We start from the raw sequence: 26,779 nt of genomic DNA on the forward strand, positions 1-26,779 counted from the left end.
TTAGCCCCTTAGTGAATATCACGGATGTCGGCGAAATGACCGGCGACGGCGGCCGCGGCGGCCATTGCCGGGCTGACCAGGTGGGTGCGCCCACCGCGGCCCTGGCGCCCTTCGAAGTTACGGTTGCTGGTGGACGCGCAGCGCTCGCCCGGATTCAGACGGTCGTTGTTCATCGCCAGACACATTGAGCAACCCGGCAAGCGCCATTCGAAACCGGCTTCGATAAAGATTTTGTCCAACCCTTCGGCTTCCGCCTGGGCCTTCACCGGGCCGGAGCCAGGCACTACGATAGCCTGCACGCCGCTGGCGACCTTGCGCCCCTTGGCGATAGCCGCCGCCGCGCGCAGATCTTCGATGCGTGAGTTGGTGCAGGAACCGATGAACACTTTGTCGATCGGCACTTCGGTCAATTTGATGCCCGGTTTCAAATCCATGTAGGCCAACGCTTTCTCGGCGGAGGCGCGCTCGACCGGATCGCTGAACGATTCCGGCGCCGGGATCGCCTGATTGACGGCGATCACCTGGCCGGGGTTGGTGCCCCAGGTGACCTGCGGCGCGATCTCTTCGGCGCGCAGCGTCACCACGGTATCGAACTGGGCGTCGGCGTCGGACTTCAGCGTGCGCCAGTAAGCGACTGCCTGCTCCCAGTTTTCGCCGGTTGGCGCGAACTGACGCCCCTTCAGGTAGCCGAAGGTGGTGTCGTCCGGCGCCACCAACCCGGCTTTGGCGCCCATTTCGATCGCCATGTTGCACAGGGTCATGCGGCCTTCCATGCTCAACGCTTCGATCGCCTTGCCGCAGAATTCCACCACGTGGCCGGTGCCGCCAGCGCTGCCGGTTTTGCCGATCACCGCCAACACGATGTCTTTGGCGGTGATGCCCTCGGCGGCGTCGCCGGTGACTTCAATCTTCATGGTCTTGGCGCGGCCCTGTTTCAGGGTCTGGGTCGCCAGCACGTGCTCCACTTCCGAGGTGCCGATGCCGAACGCCAGAGAGCCAAAAGCGCCGTGGGTGGCGGTGTGCGAGTCGCCGCAGACGATGGTCATGCCCGGCAGCGTCATGCCTTGTTCAGGCCCAATCACGTGCACGATGCCCTGGAACGGGTGATTCAGGTCATACAGCGAAACGCCGAATTCCGCGCAGTTCTTGATCAACTCCTGCATCTGGATGCGCGCCATTTCGCCGCTGGCGTTGATGTCTTTGGTCTGGGTCGACACGTTGTGATCCATGGTGGCGAAGGTTTTGCCCGGCTGGCGTACCTTGCGGCCCATGGCGCGCAGGCCGTCGAACGCCTGCGGCGAAGTGACTTCGTGCACCAGGTGACGGTCGATATACAGCAACGGCGTTTCGTTCGGCGCTTCGTGCACCACGTGGGCGTCGTACAGCTTCTGGTATAAGGTCTTGGCCATGTTATGCCCCCTGAGCTACAAAGCGAGCGATGATGTCGCCCATTTCATCGGTGCTGACGGCTTTGCCGTCACCGGCCAGATCGGCGGTGCGGTAGCCCTGTTCCAACGCCTGGTTGATGGCGCGTTCTACGGCGTCGGCCGCTTCATCGGCGCCCAGGCTGTAACGCAGCAGCAGAGTGGCGGACAGGATCTGCGCAATCGGGTTGGCGATGCCTTTACCGGCAATATCCGGCGCGGAACCGCCCGCCGGTTCGTACAGGCCGAAACCTTGTTCGTTCAGGCTGGCGGACGGCAGCATGCCCATCGAACCGGTGATCATCGCGCACTCGTCGGACAGGATGTCGCCGAACAGATTGGAGCACAGCAGCACGTCGAACTGGGACGGATCCTTGATCAACTGCATGGTGGCGTTGTCGATATACATGTGCGACAGCGACACGTCCGGGTAATCCCTGGCGACCTGATTGACCACTTCACGCCACAGGATGGAGCTTTGCAGCACGTTGGCCTTGTCGATCGACGTCACCTTGTGGCGGCGCTTGCGGGCGGATTCGAAGGCGATGCGCGCGATGCGCTCAATCTCGAAACGGTGGTACACCTCGGTGTCGAAGGCGCGCTCCTGCATGCCCTGGCCTTCACGGCCCTTCGGCTGGCCGAAGTAGATACCGCCGGTCAATTCGCGCACGCACAGAATGTCGAAGCCGCGGGCGGCGATGTCGGCGCGCAGCGGACAGAACGCCTCCAGCCCTTGATACAGGCGCGCCGGGCGCAGGTTGCTGAACAGTTTGAAGTGTTTGCGCAGCGGCAACAGCGCGCCGCGTTCCGGCTGCTCGGCCGGCGGCAGATGTTCCCATTTCGGGCCGCCTACCGAGCCGAACAGGATGGCGTCGGCCTGCTCGCAGCCGGCGACGGTCGCCGCCGGCAGCGGGCTGCCGTGGCGATCGATGGCGATGCCGCCGACGTCGTACTCGGCGGTGGTGATGCGAATGTCAAAGCGTTGACGCACCGCGTCCAACACTTTGCGCGCCTGAGCCATTACTTCCGGGCCGATGCCGTCTCCGGGCAAGACGGCAATGTGATAAGTCTTCGTCATGTTCACACCGTTTCCTGATTATTTTGATGTTTGTTTTGCTGCAGGCGCTGCTTTTCTTTTTCTACCTGCTGTGAGCGCCAAATATTGTTCAACACGTGCACCATCGCCTTGGCGGAGGATTCGACGATGTCGGTCGCCAGACCCACGCCATGGAAGCGGCGGCCGTTGTAAGAGACCACGATATCCACCTGGCCCAGCGCGTCGCGGCCATGGCCCTTGGCGGTCAACTGGTACTTCACCAGCTCGATCGGGTAGTCGGTGATGCGATTGATCGCCTGATAAACCGCATCGACCGGGCCGTTGCCGGTGGCGGCTTCGGCTTTCTCTTCGCCGCCGCAGATCAGTTTCACCGAGGCGGTGGCCATGATGCTGCTGCCGGATTGCACGCTGAAGTAACCCAGGCTGAAGTGCTCAGGCTCTTCCTGTTGTTTGTTGATGAAGGCCAAGGCCTCCAGATCGTAGTCGAACACCTGGCCCTTTTTGTCGGCCAGCTTCAGGAAGGCGGCGTACAGGGTATCCAGGTTGTAATCCTGCTCCTGGTAGCCCATCTCTTCCATGCGGTGTTTCACCGCTGCGCGGCCGGATCGGGAGGTCAGGTTCAACTGCACGTCTTTCAGGCCGATCGACTGCGGGGTCATGATTTCGTAGTTTTCGCGGTTCTTCAGCACGCCGTCCTGGTGAATGCCGGAGGAGTGGGCGAAGGCGTTGGAGCCGACGATCGCCTTGTTGGCCGGGATCGGCATGTTGCACAGCTGGCTGACGATCTGACTGGTGCGGAAAATTTCCTGGTGATTGATGTTGGTGTGCACATTCATGATGTCCTGGCGCACTTTAATCGCCATGATCACTTCTTCCAGCGAACAGTTGCCGGCGCGTTCACCAATGCCGTTCAGGGTGCCTTCCACCTGGCGGGCACCGGCCTGCACTGCGGCGATGGAGTTGCCGACCGCCATGCCCAAATCGTCGTGGCAGTGCACGGAGATGATGGCTTTGTCGATGTTCGGCACGCGGTCATACAGGGTAGTGATGATGCCGCCAAACTGGTTCGGCGTGGTGTAGCCGACGGTGTCCGGGATATTGATGGTGGTGGCGCCGGCGTTGATGGCGGCTTCGACCACGCGACACAGATTGTCGATCGGCGTGCGGCCGGCGTCTTCACAGGAGAACTCCACGTCGTCGGTGTAGTTGCGGGCGCGTTTTACCGAGCGCACCGCCATCTCCAGCACTTCGTCGAACGAGCGCTTCAGCTTCGATTCGATGTGCAGGGTTGAGGTGGCCAGGAATACGTGGATGCGGAACGCTTCGGCGACGCGCAGCGCTTCGGCGGCCACGTCGATGTCTTTATCCACGCAGCGGGCCAGGCCGCAGACGCGGCTGTTCTTGATCTGGCGCGCGATGGTTTGCACCGACTCGAAGTCGCCCGGCGAAGAGACCGGGAAGCCGACTTCCATCACGTCAACGCCCATTCTTTCCAGCGCCAGCGCAATCTGAATCTTCTCTTTTACGCTCAGGCTGGCCTGCAGCGCCTGCTCGCCATCACGCAGCGTGGTATCGAAAATAATGACTTGTTGGCTCATCGGTGCATTCCTTATCGTGTTGATTTCACGCTAAGCGGGCAAAAAAAAACCCGCGCAGTAGCGCGGGTTTCTTATGGGTGATCGGCTGAGTCAGCTCCGAAGGTCGTCCACAGGCATACCGCGCAAACAAGATGCGTTGAGTAGTAGGCCTAGTAGACGGTGAGTACGGATCATAAGGGTTCAGCTTCTCTTAAATTGGGTGTCTGCCTAATTTGATACGTGATTGGCCTGGCGATGTCAACACCTGATTGAATGCGGGGACAATGCATCAGCCCATTAGCTAAACAGAGGATCATTCGGCAAAAAAACGACGCCTTAGAGAAAAAAACGGGACCAGTTTGCGTGCTGCTTAGCATAAACGAATCGAATATATACTGCGCTAATTGCTTCTGGATTTCGTTGCGTTAAGATTTGTGATGAAAAAAGCAAGAGGGATTAATCACGGGGAGCAATAAAATAACATTTTCAATACAAATGGTTTAAATTGAACTCATATGAATAATTGATTGTTTTAGTCATAATATAACAAAATAATGCGTTTTTACACAAAGTGAGCGGTGTTTTTAGATGGTTTGATTGCTTATGATGTGTTTTTATAGTTTGTCTCATACAGTGCGGCGACGTTGTTCAATTGTATTAATCATTGTTGATACCTAATTATTAGTACTACCCAGGTGGCATTCTTCTCACTGACGGGGGAAGCTGCTGACATGTATTCCATATACGACTTATATCGTGTCGATAACACGAGGTTTTTTATCGATTGATGACGGTAATGGCAGGATTTGTCGTGCAAAGATAAGACAATGCGGCGTTTCATTGTTTGTCGAGCATAAGGATTAGATTATTTACACAGGATTTAGTGGAGTGAAATATGGCTGAATATGATTCAGAAATCGCCATGGTCAAAGAACCGGCGGACATCCATTTGCGCAGCGTCGATCTTAATTTACTGACGGTGTTTGACGCCGTGATGCAAATGCAAAATATTACGCGAGCCGCTAATTCGTTAGGGATGTCGCAGCCGGCGGTGAGCAACGCAGTAGCGCGCCTGAAGGTGATGTTCAACGACGAACTGTTCGTGCGCTGCGGCCGCGGGATCCAGCCCACCATGCGGGCCAGGCAGCTGTTCGGGCCGGTACGGCAAGCGCTGCAGCTGGTGCAGAATGAGTTGCCGGGATCTGAGTTTGAGCCGCTGACCAGCACGCGAGCGTTCTCCCTGTCGCTGTGCAGCCCGCTCGATTTGCGTCTGGGCGCCGGGATAATCAATCACGTCAAACAGATAGCGCCGCAGCTTAACCTGCAAATAAAGTCATACATTAACAATAATATTGAACGTCAATTACGCTATCAGGACGTGGAGTTTGTCATCGGCTACAGTCGTTTCGAGTCGGCGGAGTTTCGCAGCCTGGCGATGTTCGACGACGAATTAGTGCTGGCGGTTGCGCAGGCGCACCCGAGAATAGGCGAGGAGGTGACGCCGGAACACATGCTGGCCGAGCAGCATGCTGCGGTTTCCCTGGAAAGTTTTGGATCGTTCAGTAAACCTTTTTATTTAGACGAACCGATGCTGCGCGCCGTGACGCAGCAGTGCACGGATCTTTACAGCGTGTTGAATATGGTGTCGCAAACGGAAATGGTAGCGATTGCGCCCGCCTGGTTGGTGCGACAGCAGACGGAGGCGTTGAAAATAAAGGCGGTTCCTTTATGTGGCAACGATAATAAAGCCACCTGCTACCTCTCCTGGCATGAATCCTCAGAGCGGGATAAAGGCCACCAGTGGATGAAATCTGTCCTGATTGAGGCGGGTAACCCAAAGTAAAGCGATAAAGATGGGAACCATATAAAGATAATATTCAACTGAGCGTTTTTTTCTCATGATAAAAACTAAGAACTATCTGCGTTTTTATTAAGATATTTCTTGGTTTTGCGGCGATAGAATAACTTATTCTCAGGATAAATTTGTTCATTTAGCGAAAACAATTAATATAAATTAATATTCTGATTTTTACTTTCCAGCTGGAATTTTAAACTAACTCGATGTGGCGGCCCGAACGGGCCGCGTTTTATGGCCGCCATCAAACCTTTTCCTTCCCGTTTTGTCCAACCCATGAAAGCGCGAAAGCCGGCCTGAGTTTTGGCTCACACTTCTACGCTGAAATCGCTTTTCCCTCTGCCTGAGAGTAGGTAGACTGCGCGGAAAAAAGTAAACACGTGTAAGCTGAGATGAGGGCCGCAAGGCATCGTTCAGGCTTAACTGTATGATTCATTTCAGGCTTAGAGCACTATGATCACTAATCTGCTGCAATACCATTTGATCCATCGTATACAGCATCAAATCACCCACCGAGCCGATCGCACAGCATTTCGCCAATGGTCGCCCAACGGCGAGTTTCAACTGACCTGGGGAGCGGCGGCTGCCCGCATTGATCGCATTGCTGCCGGGCTGCTGGCGCTGGGCGCCGAAGTGCAAGAACGTATCGGTATCTTCGCCAATAACACGATGGCCTGGTCGTTGACCGATCTCGCGATCCTGCACCTGCGTGGCGTCAGCGTACCGCTCTATTCCACCAATACGCCGGCGCAGGCGGCCTTCGTCATCAACGACGCTGACATTCGCATCCTGTTCGTCGGCGAGCAGGCGCAGCTGGATGCCGCCATCGCACTGCGTGGCGTCTGCCCACAGCTGAGTCATATCATCGTGTTCGACGAGGGCGCCGATCTGCGCGGCTGCGAGATCGCACAACACCTGAGCGCCTTCGAGCGCGCTGCCGATCCGGCGGCTTTTATCGCTCAACGTCGGCAGCGCATTGAAGAGTGCGACCTGCAGGATCTCTTTACCCTGATCTATACCTCGGGCACCACCGGCGAACCGAAAGGGGTAATGCTGGACTACCGCAACCTGGCGGCGCAGCTCTACCTGCATGATGAGAGACTGACGGTCGGCGAAGAGGATGTGTCGCTCAGTTTCCTGCCGCTGTCGCACGTGTTCGAGCGTGCCTGGAGCTTCTTTGTCATGCATTCCGGCGCGCAGAATGTTTTCCTGCCGAACACCGACTGGGTACGGGAAGCGATGGGGCAGGTGAGGCCGACGTTAATGTGCGCGGTACCGCGTTTCTACGAGAAAATTTTCAGCGCGGTGCATGAAAAAGTGGCGCGTGCCCCTTGGCTGCGCCGTGCGTTGTTCCACTGGGCGATCGTCTGCGGGGAGCGCAAGTTCCTGCAAGAGCGGGCCGGCAAACCGTTGGGCAAACTGTTCGAACTCTCTCACCGCTGGGCCGACAAGCTGGTATTGAGCAAGCTGCGCGGCATTCTCGGTGGCCGGGTGCGTTTCTTGCCGGCAGCGGGCGCCAAGCTGGATGACAATGTGATCCTGTTTTTCCAGGCGATGGGCGTCAACATCAAGTACGGCTACGGCATGACCGAAACCTGTGCGACCGTGTCCTGCTGGGAAGAGGGGCATTTCCGCTTCGGCTCTATCGGTAAACCGCTGCCGGAGGTCGAGGTGCGCATCGGTGAAGAAAATGAAATTCAGGTGCGCGGGCCGATCGTGATGCGCGGCTATTTCAACAAACCGTTGGAAACCGCCGCGACCTTTACCGCCGATGGCTGGCTGAAAACCGGCGACGCCGGGGCGATCGATGAAGAGGGCAATCTGTTCATCACCGAGCGCCTGAAAGATTTGATGAAAACCTCCGGCGGCAAATACATAGCGCCGCAGATGCTGGAAGGCACGCTGGCGCAGGACCGCTTTATCGAGCAGGTGGCGATCATCGCCGATGCGCGCAAGTTCGTTTCCGCGCTGATCGTGCCGTGCTTTGAGTCGCTGGAAGAGTACGCGAAGTCAGTCAACCTGAAATACCAGGATCGCCTGGAGCTGCTGCGCAACGGCGAGATCCTCGCGATGTTCGAAAAGCGCCTGCGCGAGATGCAAAAGGAGCTGGCGCGTTTCGAGCAGGTGAAGAAGTTCACGCTGCTGCCGGCGGCTTTTTCCATGGAGTTGGGGGAGTTGACGCCCACGCTGAAGCTGCGCCGCAAAGTGATCCTGCAGCGCTATCAGCGCGAAATCGACTCGATGTACCAGGAACAGGCCTGACGACGCCGCCGGGCCATGTGCCCGGCGAAAAAAGCGGCATATCCATCACCTGATTTAGTTCTGTAATTTCCCTCCTGTTCGAAACAATGCCTAGCCCGACAACCCTGAGGCTAGCGCATTGTTTTTATAAAGCTGCGATCTCCAGCCGCTTGGCAATAACCCCGCCACCGTTAAGCCATTTTGCCGTTTGCCTGCCCCATATTCTGACGTTATGTTAATTCGATAGCGACAACCCATAAAAACTTTGGGGCATTGCCCCCGCAGCAGGCGCTACGTTCCGGCGCCAGAGAAGAATAAGCAAGCCTGGAGGCAAACCCATGGAGATGTTGTCAGGAGCCGAGATGGTCGTCCGATCGTTGATCGATCAGGGCGTTAAACATGTATTCGGCTACCCCGGCGGGGCGGTGCTCGATATCTACGACGCCCTGCATACGGTCGGAGGGATCGATCATATTCTGGTGCGCCACGAGCAAGGTGCGGTGCACATGGCCGACGGTTATGCGCGCGCCACCGGCGAAGTGGGCGTGGTGCTGGTGACCTCCGGCCCCGGCGCCACCAACGCCATTACCGGCATCGCCACCGCCTATATGGACTCGATCCCGATGGTCGTCCTGTCGGGGCAGGTGCCCAGCTCGCTGATCGGCTACGACGCCTTCCAGGAGTGCGATATGGTGGGGATTTCTCGGCCGGTGGTGAAACACAGCTTCCTGGTGAAACGTACCGAAGACATCCCGGCGGTGTTGAAGAAGGCCTTTTACCTGGCTTCCAGCGGCCGCCCCGGCCCGGTGGTGATCGATCTGCCGAAAGACATCGTCGGCCCGGCGGTGCGGATGCCTTATGCCTATCCGCAGGACGTGAGCATGCGTTCCTACAACCCGACGGTGCAGGGCCATCGCGGGCAGATCAAACGCGCGTTGCAAACCATCCTGGCGGCCAAAAAGCCGGTGATGTACGTCGGCGGCGGCGCGATCAACGCCGGTTGCGAAGCCGAACTGTTGGCGTTGGCGGAGCAGCTGAACCTGCCGGTGACCAGCAGCCTGATGGGGCTGGGCGCTTTCCCCGGCACCCATCGCCAGAGTGTCGGCATGCTCGGCATGCACGGCACCTATGAAGCCAATAAAACCATGCACCATGCCGACGTGATCTTCGCCGTTGGCGTGCGTTTCGACGATCGCACGACCAACAATCTGGCCAAATACTGCCCGGACGCCACCGTGCTGCACATCGATATCGATCCGACCTCGATCTCCAAAACGGTGGACGCTGATATCCCGATCGTCGGCGATGCCAAACAGGTGCTGGTGCAGATGCTGGAGCTGTTGGCGCAGGATGACAAGGCGCAGGATGACAAGGCGCAGGATCACGATGCGCTGCGCGACTGGTGGCAGTCTATCGAACAGTGGCGCGCCCGCGACTGTTTGGGGTACGACAAAAACAGCGGCACCATCAAGCCGCAGGCGGTGATCGAAACCCTGCATCGCCTGACCAAAGGCGACGCCTATGTCACCTCGGACGTGGGGCAGCACCAGATGTTCGCCGCGCTCTATTATCCGTTCGACAAACCGCGCCGTTGGATCAACTCCGGCGGCCTCGGCACCATGGGCTTCGGCCTGCCGGCGGCATTGGGCGTCAAGCTGGCGCTGCCGGAGGAAACCGTGGTGTGCGTGACCGGCGACGGCAGCATTCAGATGAACATTCAGGAGCTGTCCACCGCGCTGCAATATAACCTGCCGGTGGTGGTGGTGAACCTCAACAACCGCTATCTGGGCATGGTCAAGCAGTGGCAGGACATGATTTATTCCGGCCGTCATTCGCAGTCTTACATGGATTCGCTGCCGGACTTCGTCAAGCTGGCCGAGGCTTACGGCCATGTCGGCATCGCCATCCGCACGCCGGATGAGCTGGAAAGCAAGCTGGCGCAGGCGCTGGCGGAAAAAGAGCGGCTGGTGTTCGTCGACGTGACCGTCGATGAAACCGAACATGTCTACCCGATGCAGATCCGCGGCGGAAGCATGGACGAAATGTGGCTTAGCAAAACGGAGAGGACCTGATCATGCGCCGTATTTTATCTGTCTTGCTGGAAAACGAATCCGGCGCCCTGTCGCGCGTGGTGGGGCTGTTCTCCCAGCGCGGTTACAACATCGAGAGCCTGACGGTGGCGCCGACCGACGATCCGACGCTGTCGCGTATGACTATCCAGACCGTCGGCGACGAGAAAGTGCTGGAGCAGATTGAGAAGCAGTTGCACAAGCTGGTGGACGTGCTGCGCGTCAGCGAGCTGGTGCAGGGCGCTCACGTCGAGCGCGAGATCATGCTGGTGAAGCTGCAGGCCAGCGGCTACGGCCGTGAAGAGGTGAAGCGCTGCGCCGACATTTTCCGCGGCCAGATTGTTGATGTGACGGCGACGCTGTATACGGTGCAGCTGGCCGGCACCAGCGACAAGCTCGACGCCTTCCTGAGCGCGGTGCGTGAAGTGGCGGAGATCGTGGAAGTGGCGCGTTCCGGCGTGGTCGGCGTGTCGCGCGGCGACAAAATCATGCGCTGAGCGCGGTCTGGCGGCGAATAATCGGGGCGCGGCGTGGCTGCGCCCTTTGTTTTTCGGTATTTTTTGCCCGATTGCTGGCACCTTTCGGCAAAAGCGGTTGCTAGGCAGTGTTTTCTGCTGTTAGATCGCAGAGGCTGGATTGAATAACCGTACGGGATGCCATGGTTAATCCGAGCACAGCCTTCACTTCTATTTTCAGCGTCATTAAGGGGTTAATGTGAAACTGGATGAAATCGCGCGTCTCGCGGGCGTTTCGCGCACGACGGCCAGTTATGTCATCAACGGCAAGGCGAAGCAGTATCGTGTCAGCGATAAAACCGTCGAGAAAGTGATGGCCGTGGTCAGGGAGCATAACTATCACCCGAATGCCGTCGCGGCGGGGCTGCGCGCCGGGCGCACCCGTTCTATCGGCCTGGTGATCCCGGATCTGGAAAATACCAGCTATACCCGCATCGCCAACTACCTGGAGCGCCAGGCGCGCCAGCGGGGTTATCAATTGCTGATCGCCTGTTCCGAAGATCAGCCGGACAACGAAATGCGCTGTATCGAGCACCTGTTGCAGCGCCAGGTGGATGCCATTATCGTCTCCACCGCCTTGCCGCCGGAACATCCTTTCTATCAACGCTGGGCCAACGATCCGCTGCCGATCATCGCGCTGGACCGCGCGCTGGATCGCGAGCATTTCATCAGCGTTGTGGGCGCCGATCAGGAAGATGCCTTTGCGCTGGCGCAGGACCTGCGCACCTTCCCGGCTGAATCGGTGCTGTATCTGGGCGCCTTGCCGGAGCTTTCGGTGAGTTTCCTGCGTGAGCAGGGCTTCCGTCAGGCCTGGCAAGAGGATCCCCGCCACGTCGATTACCTGTACGCCAACAGCTATGAACGCGAAGCCGCCGGCGCGCTGTTTGCCGAATGGCTGAAAACGCACCCGATGCCGCAGGCGCTGTTTACCACGTCGTTCTCTTTATTGCAGGGCGTGATGGACGTGACGCTGAAGCAACGCGGCCGCTTGCCGACCGATCTGGCGATTGCCACCTTCGGCGATCATGAACTGTTGGATTTCCTGGAGTGTCCGGTATTGGCGGTAGCGCAGCGCCATCGCGACGTGGCCGAGCGCGTGCTGGAGCTGGTGCTGGCCAGCCTGGACGAACCGCGTAAACCCAAGCCGGGGCTGACGCGCATTCGCCGCAATCTGTTCCGCCGCGGCAGCCTGAGCCGCAAGTAGTTTGCCTGACAGGGGCCCACATTGGCGGGCTCCTGGTTTAGACGTAATCCGCCACCCGGAACAGCCGCCGGCAGTATTCCAGGAAATAGCCATACACCACGCCCATCGCCATGGAGACCAGCGCATTGCTGGTTACCGCCGCCAGCATTTGTTGGCCGTCGGCGCCTACGCTCCATAGAATGGCGGCATAAACCGGCGACTGGAAGCTGACGTAGGCCAGCAGATCGGCGAGGTTGCGCAGCAGGAACTGGCCGCGCGGGCAGCGGCGCGCCGTGCGGATAAACAGATCGCGATAGCGGCCGTAAGGCCAGGCGATCAGGATGTTGACCGGGATCGACAACAGGCGTGAAGAGAGGGATTGCTGGAAGCTCATGCCTGAGATCAACACTTCTATCGCCATGCCGGCGATAAAGCAATACACCACCAGTGCGAACGTATCGGCAGCGGCGCTACGCCAGTGAGTAGCGGGCGAAAGCATGCGTCACCCCTTATGGTTAAAATTCTGTTAAATCATTCATTGCTGGATGTTAAGGCTGGTATTTTGCCTTTTTTATAGTGTACTAATCTGGATTGTGTTTTTTAACTAGGTTTATATTTTTATTTTTAACATTTGTTCGCTTTTTGTCCCGCAGAACAGGGGCGTAGGATGGAGCGGAGAGATTAAAATCGGCGTTTTTAAATAAATCGATTAAAAACATAAGGTTGCGATTTTTCGTTTTTGAAGAGGATTTTTTCCGGCAAAAATTGTGGAAATAAAGGTGTAAGAAAATGAAACCATAATTGTAAACAGGTATTTTGGGAATAATCTTACCAAGTTGATTTGAATCGAAATTACTTCTGCTCGTAATATCCGAGCCATTTATTTTTATCGCGGCCTCATCACGGCGGTGCAAATTGAAGTAAAATAGCGCCCGGTTTTACGGTGAATAACGATTGAGCGTTATTAACTCAAGGAGTTATGGCCTTATTCCGCGATCGGTTCGCCTGGCGCCGAGCCTTGGCGGGCGCGGCTCGCCAGCGGTTACAGCCCTGAGATTGCCGAGCTGAAAAATGAGACATGGCTTGCAGAAGGAAGTAATGAGTTAATTAATCGCCAGTTCGTCAGGTTTTTAATCAGATTCTTTCCGCTTAGAAAATTCTCTCCGTTTATCATGGTGTTAATTTTTAATCGTCGAATAATCAGAGTTTCTTTCGCGAGTCAGCTCCCAAAATGACCAGAGAAATATTGCCAAAGCGCTGGCGCTCTGGCTTGACAAGGTTTTCATACCCTCCGTAAACTCCATTGTGTGGGAATTTGTGGGGTAAAGTGGTGAAAACGGTCACTAAGGGGTAGCTCAGGAATGTTCCGTGGAGCGACGATGGTCAACCTCGACAGCAAAGGGCGGCTCGCCGTACCTACCCGATATCGGGAATTGCTCAACGAGGAATCGCAAGGCCAAATGGTCTGTACCATTGACCTCCATCAGCCCTGTCTGCTGCTTTATCCTTTGCCCGAATGGGAAATTATTGAACAAAAATTATCACGTCTGTCGAGCATGAATCCCGCCGAGCGCCGCGTTCAGCGCCTGCTGTTGGGGCATGCCAGTGAGTGTCAGATGGATAGTGCCGGTCGTTTGCTGTTAGCCAGTACGCTGCGGCAACACGCCGGGCTCACGAAAGAAGTGATGCTGGTCGGTCAGTTCAACAAGTTTGAACTGTGGGATGAACAGACCTGGTATCAACAAGTCAAGGATGATATTGACGCTGAACAGTCGACTCAGGAACCGTTGTCTGAGCGGCTACAGGACTTGTCGCTATAAGCATGTTGGAAAACTATAAACACACCACCGTCCTGCTGGACGAAGCCGTCAACGGCCTCAACATCCGCAGCAACGGCATATATATCGACGGTACTTTTGGTCGCGGTGGCCATTCTCGTCTGATTCTGTCCCAGCTGGGGCCGGAAGGGCGCTTGCTGGCGATTGACCGTGACCCTCAGGCGATTGCAGCCGCCAAATCTATTGAAGATCCTCGTTTTACCATCGTACACGGCCCATTTTCCGAGTTGTCGCACTATGTGCGGGAGCGCGAGCTGGTGGGCAAGATCGACGGCGTTCTGCTCGATCTGGGCGTTTCCTCGCCGCAGCTTGACGACGCGGAGCGCGGGTTCTCCTTTATGCGCGACGGCCCGCTGGACATGCGCATGGATCCGTCCACCGGCCTCTCCGCCGCGGAATGGCTGATGAAGGCCGAAGCGGACGACATCGCCTGGGTGCTGAAAACCTTTGGCGAGGAGCGTTTCGCCAAGCGCATCGCGCGCGCCATTGTGGAAAGAAACCGCGTGGAGCCGATGACGCGCACCAAAGAGCTGGCGGATCTGATCGCCGATGCCAGTCCGTTCCGGGAAAAGCACAAGCACCCGGCGACGCGCAGCTTCCAGGCGATCCGCATCTATATCAACAGCGAGCTGGAAGAGATCGAGCGTGCGCTCGACGGCGCGCTGGAAGTACTGGCCCCACAGGGCCGTTTGTCGATCATCAGCTTCCACTCGCTGGAAGACCGCATCGTCAAACGCTTTATGCGTCACCACAGCCGCGGCGCCCAGGTGCCGGCCGGCATTCCGTTGACCGAAGAGCAGCTGCGCGGCATGGGCGGCCGGACGCTGAAAGCGCTGGGCAAAATGATGCCGTCGGAAGCGGAAGTGGCGGACAACCCGCGTGCGCGCAGCTCGGTGCTGCGTATTGCTGAGAGGATGCCCGCGTGATCGGCAACGAACGTCACGGTCTGGTTGGGGTCATTGGCGGCGATCTGCTGCGCAACGCCAAGATCCCCCTGATTTTACTGATTGCGTCACTGGTCTCCGCGATTTTCGTGGTGACTACCGCGCACCGCACCCGCCTGCTGACCGCCGAGCGCGAGCAGCTGGTTCTGGAGCGCGATGCGCTGGATATCGAGTGGCGCAACCTGATTTTAGAAGAGAACGCCCTCGGCGATCACAGCCGGGTTGAACGTATCGCGACAGAAAAACTGCAGATGCAACACGTTGATCCATCGCAGGAAAATATCATCGTTAAACAATGAATGGTTTAACCGGAATAATGACACGGAGTAGAAAGGAAACGCATGAAAGCAGCGCGCCCCGGTAAGTTGAGACGCCAGGAAGATCAGGCCAGCTTTGTCAGCTGGCGTTTTGCGTTGCTGTGCGGCTGCATTTTGCTGGCGATGGTTGGCCTGATGTTGCGCGTCGCGTACCTGCAGGTCATCAACCCCGATCGTCTGGTGAAAGAAGGCGACATGCGTTCGCTGCGCGTGCAGGAAGTGCCGACCGCGCGCGGCATGATCAGCGATCGCGCCGGCCGCCCGTTGGCGGTCAGCGTGCCGGTCAATGCGGTGTGGGCCGATCCGAAAGAGCTGAACGAGCGCGGCGGCATCACGCTGGACAGCCGCTGGAAAGCGCTTTCCGATGCGCTGAACATCCCGCTGGACCAGCTTTCCAACCGCATCAACGCCAACCCGAAAGGGCGCTTCGTTTATCTGGCGCGCCAGGTTAACCCGGCGATCGGCGACTACATCCACAAACTCAAGCTGCCGGGGATCTACCTGCGGCAGGAGTCGCGCCGTTACTATCCGGCGGGGCAGGTGACGTCGCACATCATCGGCGTGACCAACATCGACGGGCAAGGCATCGAAGGCGTCGAGAAGAGCTTCGATCGCTGGCTGACTGGGCAACCGGGCGAGAGAACGGTGCGTAAGGATCGCTTCGGCCGGGTGATCGAAGACATCTCCTCCGTCGACAGCCAAGCGGCGCACAACCTGGTGCTGAGCGTCGATGAGCGCCTGCAGGCGCTGGTGTATCGCGAGCTGAACAATGCGGTGGCGTTCAACAAGGCCGAATCGGGCACTGCGGTGCTGATCGACGTGAACACCGGCGAAGTGCTGGCGATGGCCAACAGCCCGTCTTACAACCCGAACAACATGGCCGGTACGCCGAAAGAAACCATGCGTAACCGCGCCATCACCGATATTTTTGAACCCGGTTCAACCGTGAAGCCAATGGTGGTGATGACCGCGCTGCAAAACGGCGTGGTGAGAGAAAACAGCGTGCTGAACACCATCCCGTACCGCATTCAGGGCCACGAGATCAAAGACGTGGCGCGGTACTCGGAGCTGTCATTGACCGGGATCTTGCAGAAGTCGAGTAACGTCGGTGTTTCAAAGCTGGCGTTAGCGATGCCGTCCTCAGCGTTAGTAGATACTTACTCTCGTTTTGGGCTGGGAAAAGCGACCAATTTGGGGCTGGTCGGAGAAAGCAGTGGCATATACCCAAAAAAACAACGGTGGTCTGACATAGAGAGGGCCACCTTCTCTTTCGGCTACGGGCTGATGGTAACTCCGTTACAGTTGGCGCGAGTCTATGCAACGATCGGCAGCCTGGGCGTGTATCGCCCATTGTCGATCACCAAGGTTGACCCTCCGGTTGCCGGCGAGCGCGTTTTCCCTGAACCTCTGGTGCGCACCGTAGTGCACATGATGGAAAGCGTGGCCTTGCCGGGCGGCGGCGGCGTAAAAGCCGCCATCAAGGGATACCGTATCGCCATCAAAACCGGTACCGCGAAAAAAGTGGGCCCGGACGGCAAATACGTCAACCGATACATCGCTTATACCGCCGGCGTCGCGCCGGCAAGTAACCCCCGTTTTGCCCTGGTGGTCGTCATCAACGACCCGCAGGGTGGGAAATACTATGGTGGCGCAATCTCCGCGCCGGTGTTCGGCGCCATCATGGGCGGCGTATTGCGCACCATGAACGTCGAGCCTGACGCGTTGCCCACCGGTGACAAAAGCGAATTAGTGATTAACAAGAAAGAGGGTTCAGGTGGCAGATCGTAATTTGCGCGACTTACTCGCCCCGTGGGTGCCGACGGCACCCGGGCGCGCGCTGCGGGAAATGACATTAGACAGCCGTGTGGCGGCTGCCGGGGATCTGTTTGTCGCCGTGGTCGGCCATCAAACGGATGGGCGCCGCTATATTCCGCAGGCCATCGCGCAGGGCGTCGCCGCTGTGATCGCCGAGGCTGACGGTCAGGCCGAAGACGGCGCCATCGTTGAGATGCACGGCGTGCCGGTGATCTACCTGAGCCAACTGAACCAGCGCCTTTCCGCGCTGGCCGGGCGTTTTTACCATCAGCCGGGCGAGCGCTTGCGCCTGGTCGGCGTGACCGGCACCAACGGCAAAACCACCACCACGCAGCTGCTGGCGCAGTGGAGCCAACTGCTGGGCGAAACCAGCGCGGTGATGGGCACCGTCGGCAACGGCCTGCTGGGTCAGGTGTGTCCGACCGAGAATACCACCGGTTCCGCGGTGGATGTTCAACACGTATTAAACGAGTTGGCGGAACAGGGCGCGACCTTCGCCGCCATGGAAGTTTCTTCCCACGGTTTGGTGCAGCACCGGGTAGCGGCGCTGCCGTTCGCTGCGGCGGTCTTCACCAACCTGAGCCGCGATCACCTGGATTACCACGGTGATATGGCCAATTACGAAGCGGCCAAATGGTCGCTGTTCGCCGCCCACAACGTGGGGCAGGCGATCATCAACGCCGACGATGAAGTCGGTCAGCGCTGGCTCGGCAAATTGCCGGATGCGGTAGCGGTGACGATGCAAGGCAATCTGCAGCCGGGCTGCCACGGCCGCTGGCTGAAAACCACGGCGGTCGACTATCACGACAACGGCGCGACTGTTCGTTTCAGCTCCAGCTGGGGCGACGGCGAGATTGAAAGCCGCCTGATGGGCGCGTTCAACGTCAGCAACCTGCTGTTGGCATTGGCGACGCTGCTGTCGCTGGGCTATCCGCTGGCGGCGCTGGTGGAAACCGGCAGCCGTCTGCAGCCGGTCTGCGGCCGCATGGAAGTGTTCAACGCGCCGGGCAAACCGACGGTCGTGGTGGATTACGCCCACACGCCGGATGCGCTGGAGAAAGCGCTGGAAGCCGCGCGTCTGCACTGCCAGGGGCAGCTGTGGTGTGTGTTCGGCTGCGGCGGCGATCGCGACAAGGGCAAGCGTCCGCTGATGGGCGGCATCGCCGAGCAGTTCGCCGATCGCGTGGTGATCACCGATGACAACCCGCGTACCGAAGAGCCGCGCGCGATCATCAACGACATCCTGACCGGATTGCTGGACGCCGGGCAGGCGCTGGTGATCCACGGCCGCGCCGAAGCGGTGACCAGCGCTATTATGCAGGCGCAGGAGCAGGATGTGGTGTTGGTGGCGGGCAAAGGCCACGAAGATTATCAACTGGTGGGCAACCGCCGCCTGGATTACTCCGACCGCACGACGGTCGCCCGACTGCTGGGGGTGCTGGCATGATCCCTGTCTCTCTTCAGACACTGGCTGAGGTATTGAGCGCTGAACTGGTGGGCGCCGATTGCCAAATTGTCGAGGTGACGACAGACACCCGCAAGGTGACCGCCGGTTGCCTGTTTGTGGCGCTGAAAGGCGAGCGTTTCGACGCGCACGACTTCGCGGCGGATGCCGTAGCCGCAGGCGCCGGGGCGCTGCTGGTCAGTAAGCGCTTATCAGTGGACGCGCCGCAGCTGGTGGTGCAAGACACCCGTCTGGCGCTGGGCCAGCTTGGCGCCTGGGTGCGTCAACAGGTGCCGGCGCGCGTGGTGGCGCTGACCGGTTCCTCGGGCAAGACATCGGTGAAAGAAATGACCGCCGCCATTCTGCGTGAATGCGGCGAAGTGCTGTATACCGCCGGCAACTTCAATAACGACATCGGCGTGCCGCTGACGCTGTTGCGTCTGGCGCCGCAGCATGATTTTGCCGTGATAGAGCTGGGCGCTAACCACATTGGCGAAATTGCATACACCACCGCATTGACGCGTCCGCAGACCGCTTTGGTGAACAACCTGGCGGCCGCGCACCTGGAAGGCTTCGGCTCGCTGGCCGGCGTCGCCCAGGCGAAAGGTGAAATCTTTACCGGCCTGCCGGCCGACGGCGTGGCGATCATCAACGCCGATAACAACGACTGGCCGCACTGGCAGAGCATGCTGGGCGGCAAAACCGTCTGGCGCTTCTCGCCGCAGGCCGCCGAAGGCGTGGACTTCTTCGCGGACGAGGTGCGGGTGAACGGCGCAGGCACGCAGTTTACGCTGCACAGCCCGTTCGGCACCGCCGAGATCGCGCTGCCGCTGCAGGGGCGCCACAACGTGGCCAACGCGTTGGCGGCCACGGCGCTGGCGATGTCGGTAGGCGCCACCCTGGAAGCGGTGCGTCAGGGGTTAAAACAATTGCAGGCGGTGCCGGGACGTTTGTTCCCGGTAGCGCTGGCCGAAGGCAAGCTGCTGCTGGACGACAGCTACAACGCCAACGTCGGGTCGATGACCGCGGCGGCGCAGGTGCTGGCGGAGATGCCGGGCTACCGCGTGATGGTGGTCGGCGATATGGCCGAGCTGGGCGCAGAAGCGGAAGAGTGCCACCGTCAGGTGGGTGAAGCCGCCCGCCAGGCCGGGGTCGACAAAGTGATCAGCGTCGGCGGGTTGAGCCGCGTGCTGAGCGAAGCCTCCGGCAATGGCGAACATTATCAGGACAAGACAGCAGTGATCGCGCGCGTGGCGGAATTACTGTCGGAACATGCGGTCATCACCGTGTTAATCAAAGGTTCACGTAGTGCCGCAATGGAGCAGGTAGTACGCGCGTTACAGGAGAAAGCACCATGTTAGTTTGGCTGGCCGAGCATTTGGTCAAGTATTACTCAGGCTTCAACGTCTTTTCTTATCTGACGTTCCGAGCCATTGTCAGCCTGCTGACCGCGCTGTTCCTGTCGTTGTGGATGGGCCCGCGGGTGATCAAGCGTCTGCAAGAAATGTCCTTCGGGCAGGTGGTGCGTAACGACGGCCCCGAGTCGCACTTCAGCAAGCGCGGCACGCCGACCATGGGCGGCATCATGATCCTGACCTCCATCACCATTTCGGTGCTGATGTGGGCCTACCCGTCCAACCCGTATGTCTGGTGCGTGCTGTTTGTACTGGTGGGTTACGGCATCGTCGGTTTCGTCGACGACTACCGCAAGGTGGTGCGTAAGGACACCAAAGGGCTGATCGCCCGCTGGAAGTATTTCTGGCAGTCGGTGATTGCGCTGATTGTCGCATTCGCCATGTACGCCGTAGGAAAAGACACGCCAGCCACCGAGCTGGTTGTGCCGTTCTTTAAGGACGTGATGCCGCAGCTGGGCTTGCTGTACATCCTGCTGGCCTATTTCGTCATCGTCGGCACCAGCAACGCGGTCAACCTGACCGACGGCCTGGACGGCCTGGCGATTATGCCGACGGTATTCGTGGCGGCCGGTTTCGCGCTGGTGGCCTGGGCGACCGGTAACATGAACTTCGCCAACTACCTGCATATTCCGTATCTGCGTCATGCCGGTGAATTGGTGATCGTTTGCACCGCCATCGTCGGCGCCGGCCTTGGGTTCCTGTGGTTCAACACCTACCCGGCTCAGGTATTTATGGGCGACGTCGGTTCGCTGGCGCTGGGCGGCGCGCTGGGCACCATCGCGGTGCTGCTGCGCCAAGAGTTCTTGTTGGTGATCATGGGCGGCGTATTCGTGGTAGAGACGCTGTCGGTGATCCTGCAGGTGGGATCGTTCAAGCTGCGCGGACAACGCATTTTCCGCATGGCGCCGATTCACCACCACTATGAATTGAAAGGCTGGCCGGAACCGCGCGTGATCGTGCGCTTCTGGATCATTTCGCTGATGCTGGTGCTGATTGGCCTGGCAACGCTGAAGGTGCGTTAATCATGGCAGACTATCAGGGTAGAAAAGTCGTCATCATCGGGTTGGGCCTCACCGGCCTGTCCTGTGTCGATTTCTTCATGGCGCGCGGCGTAACGCCGCGCGTGATGGATACCCGTATCGCGCCGCCAGGGTTGGACAAACTGCCTGAAAGCGTGGAGCGCCATCTGGGCGATTTGAATCAGGACTGGCTGCTGGCGGCGGATCTGATCGTCGCCAGCCCGGGCGTCGCGTTGGCGACCCCGGCATTGAGCGCCGCAGCGGACGCCGGCGTGGAAATCGTCGGCGACGTCGAACTGTTCTGCCGCGAGGCGCAGGCGCCGATCGTGGCGATCACCGGCTCCAACGGCAAAAGCACCGTCACCACCCTGGTGGGCGAAATGGCGAAAGCCGCCGGTTGGGCGGTAGGCGTGGGCGGCAATATCGGCCTGCCGGCGCTGAGCCTGTTGCGTCAGGAATGTCAGCTGTATGTGCTGGAGCTGTCCAGCTTCCAGCTGGAAACGACGTATAGCCTGCGAGCGGCGGCGGCGACCATCCTGAACGTGACCGAAGATCATATGGATCGTTATCCATTTGGCCTGCAGCAGTATCGCGGCGCCAAGCTGCGCGTGTATGAAAACGCCGCGGTGTGCGTGGTGAACGCGGACGATGCGCTGACCATGCCGGTGCGCGGCGCCGACGAGCGCTGCGTCAGCTTCGGGGCGGACGTGGGCGACTATCACCTGAACCGTCAGCAGGGCGAAACCTGGCTGCGGGTGCGCGGTGAGAAGGTGCTGAATACGCGCGAGATGAAGCTGACCGGCCGCCACAATTACACCAACGCCCTGGCGGCGCTGGCGTTGGCGGATGCGGTCAATATCCCGCGAGCCTCCAGCCTGAAGGCGCTGACCACCTTTACCGGCCTGGCGCACCGTTTCCAGCTGGCCTGGGAGCACAACGGCGTGCGTTGGATCAACGATTCCAAAGCCACCAACGTCGGCAGCACCGAAGCGGCGCTGAACGGCCTGCAGGTGGACGGCACGCTGCATCTGCTGCTGGGCGGCGACGGCAAGTCCGCCGATTTCTCGCCGCTGGCGCGCTATCTGCAGGGCGACAACGTGCGGCTGTATTGCTTTGGCCGCGACGGCGCCCAGCTGGCGCAGCTGCGGCCGGAAGTGGCGACGCTGACCGAGACCATGGAGCAGGCGATGCGCACCATCGCCGGCCGCGTACAGCCCGGCGATATGGTGCTGTTGTCGCCGGCCTGCGCCAGTCTCGATCAGTTCCGTAATTTTGAAGTGCGCGGCGATGAGTTCGCCCGCCTGGCGCAGGAGCTTGGCGGATGAAACTACGCTTGCCGAACTTCGGGCTGACAGAACGGATGAAAGACTGGGTGACCGGCGCGCGTGACAACGACGCGGTCAACATGGTGCTGTACGATCGCACCCTGCTGTGGCTGACCTTCGGGTTGGCGATCATCGGCTTCGTGATGGTGACTTCGGCGTCGATGCCGATCGGCCAACGCCTGGCGGACGATCCGTTCCTGTTCGCCAAGCGTGATGCGCTGTACCTCGGCCTGGCGTTCGGCCTGTCGCTGGTGACGCTGCGCATCCCGATGGAAGTTTGGCAGCGCTACAGCAACGTGATGCTGCTGATGTCGATCGTGATGCTGCTGATCGTCCTGGTGGTGGGGAGCTCGGTGAACGGGGCCTCGCGCTGGATCGCGCTCGGCCCGCTGCGTATTCAGCCGGCGGAGCTGTCCAAGCTGTCGCTGTTCTGCTATCTGGCGAGCTATCTGGTGCGCAAGGTGGAAGAGGTGCGCAGCAACTTCTGGGGCTTCTGTAAGCCGATGGGCGTCATGGTGGTGCTGGCGGTGCTGCTGCTGGCGCAACCGGATCTCGGCACCGTGGTGGTGCTGTTCATCACCACGCTGGCGATGCTGTTCCTGGCCGGCGCGAAAATGTGGCAGTTCCTGGCGATCATCGGCTCCGGCGTGTTCGCCGTGGTGCTGCTGATTATCGCGGAACCTTACCGTATGCGCCGCGTGACCTCGTTCTGGAACCCGTGGGCCGACCCGTTCGGCAGCGGCTACCAGCTGACCCAGTCGCTGATGGCATTCGGCCGCGGTGAGTTCTGGGGGCAGGGGCTCGGCAACTCGGTGCAGAAACTGGAGTATTTGCCGGAAGCGCACACCGACTTCATCTTCTCCATTTTGGGTGAAGAACTGGGCTATATCGGTGTGGTTTTAGCCCTGTTAATGGTATTCTTCGTCGCTTTTCGCGCGATGTCCATCGGGCGCCGCGCGCTGGAGATCGACCAACGCTTCTCCGGCTTCCTGGCCTGCGCGATCGGCGTGTGGTTCAGCTTCCAGGCGCTGGTTAACGTCGGCGCCGCCGCAGGCATGCTGCCGACCAAAGGTCTGACGCTGCCGCTGATCAGTTACGGCGGCTCGAGCCTGCTGATTATGTCGACGGCGATCGTGCTGTTGCTGCGAATTGATTATGAAACGCGCCTGACCAAGGCTCAGGCGTTTGTGAAGAGGTAAGGTATGAGCGGGAAACCTAAGCGTTTAATGGTGATGGCAGGCGGTACCGGCGGGCACGTGTTCCCGGGGCTGGCGGTCGCGCATCATCTGATGGCGCAGGGCTGGCAGGTGCGCTGGCTCGGAACCGCAGACCGAATGGAAGCCGATCTGGTGCCGAAGCACGGGATCGAGATTGATTTTATCCGTATCTCCGGCCTGCGCGGCAAGGGCCTGAAGGCCCAGTTGACGGCGCCGCTGCGGATCTGGCAGGCGGTGCGGCAGGCGAAAGCCATCATGCGCAGTTATCAGCCGGATGTGGTGCTGGGGATGGGGGGCTACGTTTCCGGCCCCGGCGGCCTGGCGGCCTGGCAGTGCGGCATCCCGGTGGTGCTGCACGAGCAAAACGGCATCGCCGGTTTGACCAACCGCTGGCTGGCGCGCATCGCCGCCAAAGTGATGCAGGCCTTCCCCGGCGCGTTCCCGAACGCCGAGGTGGTGGGCAACCCGGTGCGTACCGACGTGCTGGCGCTGCCGTTGCCGGCGGAGCGGTTGCAAGGGCGCGAAGGCCCGATCCGCGTGCTGGTGATTGGCGGAAGTCAGGGCGCCCGCGTGCTGAATCAGACAGTTCCTGAAGTCGCGGCGCGTTTGGGCGATAGAATTACGCTCTGGCATCAGGTTGGCAAGGGCGCGCTGGAAACGGTGCTGCGTGACTACGAGAGGGTAGGGCAGACGCAGCACAAGGTGACCGAGTTCATCGACGACATGGCCGCCGCCTATGCCTGGGCCGACGTGGTGGTCTGCCGCTCCGGCGCGTTGACCGTCAGCGAAATCGCGGCGGCGGGGCTGCCGGCGATCTTCGTGCCGTTCATGCATAAGGATCGTCAGCAGTACTGGAATGCACGTCCGCTGGAAGAAGCCGGCGCGGCGAAGATTATCGAACAGCCGCAGTTTAACGCCGATGTGGTGGCCGAACTGCTGGCGAGCTGGGATCGCAAGACGCTGCTGGCCATGGCCGAGAAAGCGCGTGCGGTCGCCATTCCGGACGCCACCGAGCGCGTGGCGGCGGAGCTGGTGCGGCTCGCCAAGTAATGAGTGCAGGGGTTCGGTGCGCCGAACCTGAATAAAAGCAATGTGATGCAGGGCCGGGGTACCGGGTCCGGATTAGAGAGAGTGATGAATACACAACAACTGGCGAAACTACGTACTATCGTGCCCGAGATGCGTCGCGTCCGGCACATTCACTTTGTCGGCATCGGTGGCGCCGGCATGGGTGGTATCGCCGAAGTGTTGGCAAACGAAGGGTATCAGATCAGCGGCTCCGACCTGGCGCCGAATCCGGTGACCCAACAGTTGAGCGCGCTCGGAGCGACGATTTATTTCAATCACCGTCCGGAAAACGTGCTGGATGCGAGCGTGGTGGTGGTCTCTACCGCCATCTCCGCCGACAACCCGGAGATCGTCGCCGCTCGTGAAGCGCGCATCCCGGTGATCCGCCGCGCTGAAATGCTGGCGGAGCTGATGCGTTTTCGTCACGGCATCGCTATTGCCGGCACGCACGGCAAAACCACCACCACGGCGATGGTCTCGAGCATTTATGCCGAAGCCCGCCTGGACCCGACCTTCGTTAACGGCGGGCTGGTGAAGGCGGCGGGCACCCACGCGCGACTAGGGTCCAGCCGTTATCTGATCGCGGAGGCGGATGAGAGCGATGCGTCGTTCCTGCATCTGCAGCCGATGGTGGCCGTGGTCACCAACATTGAAGCCGACCACATGGACACGTACCAGGGCGACTTCGAGAACCTGAAACAGACGTTTATCAATTTCTTGCACAACCTGCCGTTCTACGGCCGCGCGGTGATGTGCATTGACGATCCGGTGGTGCGTGAGCTGTTGCCGCGCGTGGGTCGCCATATCACCACCTACGGCTTCAGTGAGGATGCCGATGTGCGCATCGAAGACTACCGGCAGATTGGGCCGCAGGGGCACTTTACCCTGAGCCGCCAGGACAAGCCGTTGCTGACGGTGACGCTGAACGCGCCGGGCCGCCACAATGCGTTGAACGCAGCGGCGGCGGTGGCGGTAGCGACCGAAGAAGGCATCGACGACGAAGATATCCTGCGCGCGCTGGCGGGCTTCCAGGGCACCGGGCGCCGCTTCGATTTCCTCGGCGAGTTCCCGCTGGAACCGGTCAACGGCAAAGCGGGCAGCGCGATGCTGGTGGACGATTACGGCCACCATCCGACCGAGGTGGACGCCACGCTGAAAGCGGCGCGCGCCGGCTGGCCGGACAAGCGACTGGTGATGATCTTCCAGCCGCACCGTTATACGCGCACCCGCGATCTGTACGACGATTTCGCCAACGTGCTGTCGCAGGTGGATGTGCTGCTGATGCTCGACGTGTACGCCGCCGGCGAAGCGCCGATCCCGGGCGCGGACAGCCGTTCGCTGTGCCGCACCATCCGCAGCCGCGGCAAGCTGGATCCGATCCTGGTTTCCGATGCCGATAGCGTGCCGGAAACCCTGGCGCAGCTGCTGCAGGATGAAGACCTGGTGCTGGTGCAGGGCGCCGGCAACGTGGGCAAAATCGCCCGTAAACTGGCCGAGCTGAAGCTGCAGCCGCCGAAGAAAGAGGAGGAGCACCATGGCTGATAAAGTTGCAGTTCTGCTGGGCGGCACCTCCGCCGAACGCGAAGTTTCCCTGCAATCCGGCGCCGCGGTGCTGGCCGGGCTGCGCGAAGCCGGTATCGATGCGCACGGCGTCGATACCCGCGATTTCCCGGTGACCCAGCTGAAAGATCAAGGGTTCACCAAAGTGTTTATCGCGCTGCACGGCCGCGGCGGCGAGGACGGCACCCTGCAGGGGCTGCTGGAGTTCCTCGAGCTGCCTTATACCGGCAGCGGCGTAATGGCCTCGGCGCTGACCATGGACAAATGGCGCACCAAGATGGTGTGGCAGTCGATGGGCTTACCGGTGGCGCCTTACGTGGCGCTGAATCGCCAGCTGTACCTCGGCGCCGAAAAAGCGGCGCTGTTGGCGCGCGTGGCGGATCTCGGTTTGCCGCTGATCGTCAAGCCGAGCCGTGAAGGCTCCAGCGTCGGTATGAGCAAGGTCACCGAAAGCGCTGCGTTGGAAGCGGCGTTGGAAGAGGCCTTCCGCCATGACGACGATGTGCTGGTGGAGAAGTGGTTGAGCGGCCCGGAATACACCGTGGCGATGCTGGGCGACCAGGTTCTGCCGTCGATCCGCATCCAGCCGGCCGGCGTGTTTTACGACTATCAGGCCAAGTACATTTCGGACGATACGCAGTACTTCTGCCCGAGCGGTTTGAGCGCCGAGCAGGAAGCCGAGATGGCGGCGTTGGCGCTGCGCGCCTACCGCGGTCTGGACTGCAGCGGCTGGGGCCGCGTCGACGTGATGCAAGACAGCGATGGCCGCTTCTATCTGCTTGAGGTGAACACCTCTCCGGGCATGACCAGTCATAGCCTGGTGCCGATGGCGGCGCGCCAGTTTGGATTAAGCTTCTCGCAGTTGGTGGCGAGAATTTTGGAGTTGGCCGACTGAT

At 59.8% G+C, this 26,779-nt stretch carries 21 protein-coding genes; 17 read left to right on the plus strand and 4 right to left on the minus strand.

All coding sequences use genetic code 11. From position 1 onward, the window contains the following. Positions 1–8: 8 nt before the first annotated feature. The 3 genes from leuC to leuA are packed head-to-tail and all read right to left on the minus strand — an operon-like array spanning position 9 to position 4,079. The gene (gene leuC / locus ACJ8IJ_RS16710) at positions 9–1,409 is read right to left on the minus strand and encodes a 3-isopropylmalate dehydratase large subunit (RefSeq protein WP_197753555.1); all 1,401 of its coding nucleotides are present in this window, start codon (positions 1,407–1,409) and stop codon (positions 9–11) included. Position 1,410: 1 nt separating this feature from the next. After that, positions 1,411–2,502 carry a 3-isopropylmalate dehydrogenase gene (gene leuB / locus ACJ8IJ_RS16715; protein ID WP_004932823.1) on the minus strand — a complete coding sequence of 364 codons (1,092 nt, stop codon included), beginning with the start codon at positions 2,500–2,502 and terminating at the stop codon, positions 1,411–1,413. A gap of 2 nt (positions 2,503–2,504) precedes the next feature. Next, positions 2,505–4,079 (minus strand): 2-isopropylmalate synthase, encoded by a 1,575-nt coding sequence (gene leuA, locus ACJ8IJ_RS16720; RefSeq protein ID WP_004932820.1) that lies wholly within the window; start codon positions 4,077–4,079, stop codon positions 2,505–2,507. Between the two features lie 874 nt (positions 4,080–4,953). Between leuA and leuO the strand changes: the two genes are divergently transcribed. From leuO to cra, 5 genes are all read left to right on the plus strand, one after another. Beyond that, a complete protein-coding gene (gene leuO / locus ACJ8IJ_RS16725) occupies positions 4,954–5,901 on the plus strand; it encodes a transcriptional regulator LeuO (RefSeq protein ID WP_004932811.1) in 948 nt (315 codons plus the stop codon). Between the two features lie 465 nt (positions 5,902–6,366). Continuing rightward, entirely contained in the window at positions 6,367–8,175 is a 1,809-nt protein-coding gene (locus tag ACJ8IJ_RS16730; RefSeq protein WP_049188014.1) for an AMP-dependent synthetase/ligase, read from the plus strand. Positions 8,176–8,492: 317 nt separating this feature from the next. Then, on the plus strand, positions 8,493–10,226 hold the full coding sequence (ilvI, locus tag ACJ8IJ_RS16735; protein ID WP_442518829.1) for an acetolactate synthase 3 large subunit: 1,734 nt from the start codon (positions 8,493–8,495) through the stop codon (positions 10,224–10,226). Between the two features lie 2 nt (positions 10,227–10,228). After that, on the plus strand, positions 10,229–10,720 hold the full coding sequence (gene ilvN, locus ACJ8IJ_RS16740) for an acetolactate synthase small subunit (protein ID WP_004932806.1): 492 nt from the start codon (positions 10,229–10,231) through the stop codon (positions 10,718–10,720). A 217-nt stretch (positions 10,721–10,937) separates the two neighbouring features. Further along, positions 10,938–11,942, plus strand: a complete 1,005-nt coding sequence (cra, locus tag ACJ8IJ_RS16745; protein WP_442518830.1) for a catabolite repressor/activator — start codon at positions 10,938–10,940, stop codon at positions 11,940–11,942. Positions 11,943–11,979: 37 nt separating this feature from the next. Here the strand turns inward: cra and ACJ8IJ_RS16750 are convergent, their stop codons facing one another. Continuing rightward, on the minus strand, positions 11,980–12,420 hold the full coding sequence (locus ACJ8IJ_RS16750; RefSeq protein ID WP_004932798.1) for an L-alanine exporter AlaE: 441 nt from the start codon (positions 12,418–12,420) through the stop codon (positions 11,980–11,982). Between the two features lie 862 nt (positions 12,421–13,282). On the opposite strand from ACJ8IJ_RS16750, the gene mraZ reads away from it, so the two are divergent. The 12 genes from mraZ to ACJ8IJ_RS16810 all read left to right on the plus strand — a co-directional run bounded on the left by mraZ (position 13,283) and on the right by ACJ8IJ_RS16810 (position 26,778). Continuing rightward, positions 13,283–13,741 carry a division/cell wall cluster transcriptional repressor MraZ gene (gene mraZ, locus ACJ8IJ_RS16755; protein ID WP_004932796.1) on the plus strand — a complete coding sequence of 153 codons (459 nt, stop codon included), beginning with the start codon at positions 13,283–13,285 and terminating at the stop codon, positions 13,739–13,741. Positions 13,742–13,743: 2 nt separating this feature from the next. After that, entirely contained in the window at positions 13,744–14,685 is a 942-nt protein-coding gene (gene rsmH, locus ACJ8IJ_RS16760) for a 16S rRNA (cytosine(1402)-N(4))-methyltransferase RsmH (protein ID WP_004932794.1), read from the plus strand. Further along, entirely contained in the window at positions 14,682–15,002 is a 321-nt protein-coding gene (gene ftsL, locus ACJ8IJ_RS16765; protein WP_015376645.1) for a cell division protein FtsL, read from the plus strand. Before rsmH ends, ftsL begins: the two co-directional genes overlap by 4 nt. 42 nt (positions 15,003–15,044) lie before the next feature. Further along, positions 15,045–16,808 carry a peptidoglycan glycosyltransferase FtsI gene (locus ACJ8IJ_RS16770; protein WP_004932790.1) on the plus strand — a complete coding sequence of 588 codons (1,764 nt, stop codon included), beginning with the start codon at positions 15,045–15,047 and terminating at the stop codon, positions 16,806–16,808. Next, positions 16,795–18,282 (plus strand): UDP-N-acetylmuramoyl-L-alanyl-D-glutamate--2,6-diaminopimelate ligase, encoded by a 1,488-nt coding sequence (murE, locus tag ACJ8IJ_RS16775; protein WP_131165218.1) that lies wholly within the window; start codon positions 16,795–16,797, stop codon positions 18,280–18,282. Before ACJ8IJ_RS16770 ends, murE begins: the two co-directional genes overlap by 14 nt. Then, the gene (gene murF, locus ACJ8IJ_RS16780; RefSeq protein WP_442518831.1) at positions 18,279–19,640 is read left to right on the plus strand and encodes a UDP-N-acetylmuramoyl-tripeptide--D-alanyl-D-alanine ligase; all 1,362 of its coding nucleotides are present in this window, start codon (positions 18,279–18,281) and stop codon (positions 19,638–19,640) included. Before murE ends, murF begins: the two co-directional genes overlap by 4 nt. Then, positions 19,634–20,716, plus strand: a complete 1,083-nt coding sequence (gene mraY, locus ACJ8IJ_RS16785; protein WP_004932782.1) for a phospho-N-acetylmuramoyl-pentapeptide-transferase — start codon at positions 19,634–19,636, stop codon at positions 20,714–20,716. Before murF ends, mraY begins: the two co-directional genes overlap by 7 nt. Before the next feature lie 2 nt (positions 20,717–20,718). Continuing rightward, the gene (gene murD / locus ACJ8IJ_RS16790) at positions 20,719–22,038 is read left to right on the plus strand and encodes a UDP-N-acetylmuramoyl-L-alanine--D-glutamate ligase (RefSeq protein ID WP_025301569.1); all 1,320 of its coding nucleotides are present in this window, start codon (positions 20,719–20,721) and stop codon (positions 22,036–22,038) included. Further along, on the plus strand, positions 22,035–23,237 hold the full coding sequence (gene ftsW, locus ACJ8IJ_RS16795) for a cell division protein FtsW (RefSeq protein WP_004932776.1): 1,203 nt from the start codon (positions 22,035–22,037) through the stop codon (positions 23,235–23,237). The genes murD and ftsW overlap by 4 nt, the downstream gene beginning before the upstream one ends. A 3-nt stretch (positions 23,238–23,240) precedes the next feature. Then, positions 23,241–24,305, plus strand: a complete 1,065-nt coding sequence (murG, locus tag ACJ8IJ_RS16800; protein WP_004932773.1) for an undecaprenyldiphospho-muramoylpentapeptide beta-N-acetylglucosaminyltransferase — start codon at positions 23,241–23,243, stop codon at positions 24,303–24,305. Between the two features lie 84 nt (positions 24,306–24,389). Continuing rightward, positions 24,390–25,865: a UDP-N-acetylmuramate--L-alanine ligase gene (gene murC / locus ACJ8IJ_RS16805; protein WP_028127852.1), complete on the plus strand. Its 1,476-nt coding sequence runs from the start codon at positions 24,390–24,392 to the stop codon at positions 25,863–25,865. Further along, the gene (locus tag ACJ8IJ_RS16810; RefSeq protein WP_131165220.1) at positions 25,858–26,778 is read left to right on the plus strand and encodes a D-alanine--D-alanine ligase; all 921 of its coding nucleotides are present in this window, start codon (positions 25,858–25,860) and stop codon (positions 26,776–26,778) included. The genes murC and ACJ8IJ_RS16810 overlap by 8 nt, the downstream gene beginning before the upstream one ends. Position 26,779: the final 1 nt, after the last annotated feature.

Source organism: Serratia sp. CY40230, assembly GCF_052168835.1.
In the GTDB taxonomy this organism is placed as follows: domain Bacteria; phylum Pseudomonadota; class Gammaproteobacteria; order Enterobacterales; family Enterobacteriaceae; genus Serratia; species Serratia nematodiphila.

Coding starts and splice junctions, on each gene's coding strand:
- leuC (WP_197753555.1), bottom strand. CDS start 1,409: ATGGCCAAGACCTTATACCAGAAGCTGTACGACGCCCACGTGGTGCAC.
- leuB (WP_004932823.1), bottom strand. CDS start 2,502: ATGACGAAGACTTATCACATTGCCGTCTTGCCCGGAGACGGCATCGGC.
- leuA (WP_004932820.1), bottom strand. CDS start 4,079: ATGAGCCAACAAGTCATTATTTTCGATACCACGCTGCGTGATGGCGAG.
- leuO (WP_004932811.1), top strand. CDS start 4,954: ATGGCTGAATATGATTCAGAAATCGCCATGGTCAAAGAACCGGCGGAC.
- ACJ8IJ_RS16730 (WP_049188014.1), top strand. CDS start 6,367: ATGATCACTAATCTGCTGCAATACCATTTGATCCATCGTATACAGCAT.
- ilvI (WP_442518829.1), top strand. CDS start 8,493: ATGGAGATGTTGTCAGGAGCCGAGATGGTCGTCCGATCGTTGATCGAT.
- ilvN (WP_004932806.1), top strand. CDS start 10,229: ATGCGCCGTATTTTATCTGTCTTGCTGGAAAACGAATCCGGCGCCCTG.
- ACJ8IJ_RS16750 (WP_004932798.1), bottom strand. CDS start 12,420: ATGCTTTCGCCCGCTACTCACTGGCGTAGCGCCGCTGCCGATACGTTC.
- mraZ (WP_004932796.1), top strand. CDS start 13,283: ATGTTCCGTGGAGCGACGATGGTCAACCTCGACAGCAAAGGGCGGCTC.
- rsmH (WP_004932794.1), top strand. CDS start 13,744: ATGTTGGAAAACTATAAACACACCACCGTCCTGCTGGACGAAGCCGTC.
- ACJ8IJ_RS16770 (WP_004932790.1), top strand. CDS start 15,045: ATGAAAGCAGCGCGCCCCGGTAAGTTGAGACGCCAGGAAGATCAGGCC.
- murF (WP_442518831.1), top strand. CDS start 18,279: ATGATCCCTGTCTCTCTTCAGACACTGGCTGAGGTATTGAGCGCTGAA.
- mraY (WP_004932782.1), top strand. CDS start 19,634: ATGTTAGTTTGGCTGGCCGAGCATTTGGTCAAGTATTACTCAGGCTTC.
- murD (WP_025301569.1), top strand. CDS start 20,719: ATGGCAGACTATCAGGGTAGAAAAGTCGTCATCATCGGGTTGGGCCTC.
- ftsW (WP_004932776.1), top strand. CDS start 22,035: ATGAAACTACGCTTGCCGAACTTCGGGCTGACAGAACGGATGAAAGAC.
- murG (WP_004932773.1), top strand. CDS start 23,241: ATGAGCGGGAAACCTAAGCGTTTAATGGTGATGGCAGGCGGTACCGGC.
- murC (WP_028127852.1), top strand. CDS start 24,390: ATGAATACACAACAACTGGCGAAACTACGTACTATCGTGCCCGAGATG.
- ACJ8IJ_RS16810 (WP_131165220.1), top strand. CDS start 25,858: ATGGCTGATAAAGTTGCAGTTCTGCTGGGCGGCACCTCCGCCGAACGC.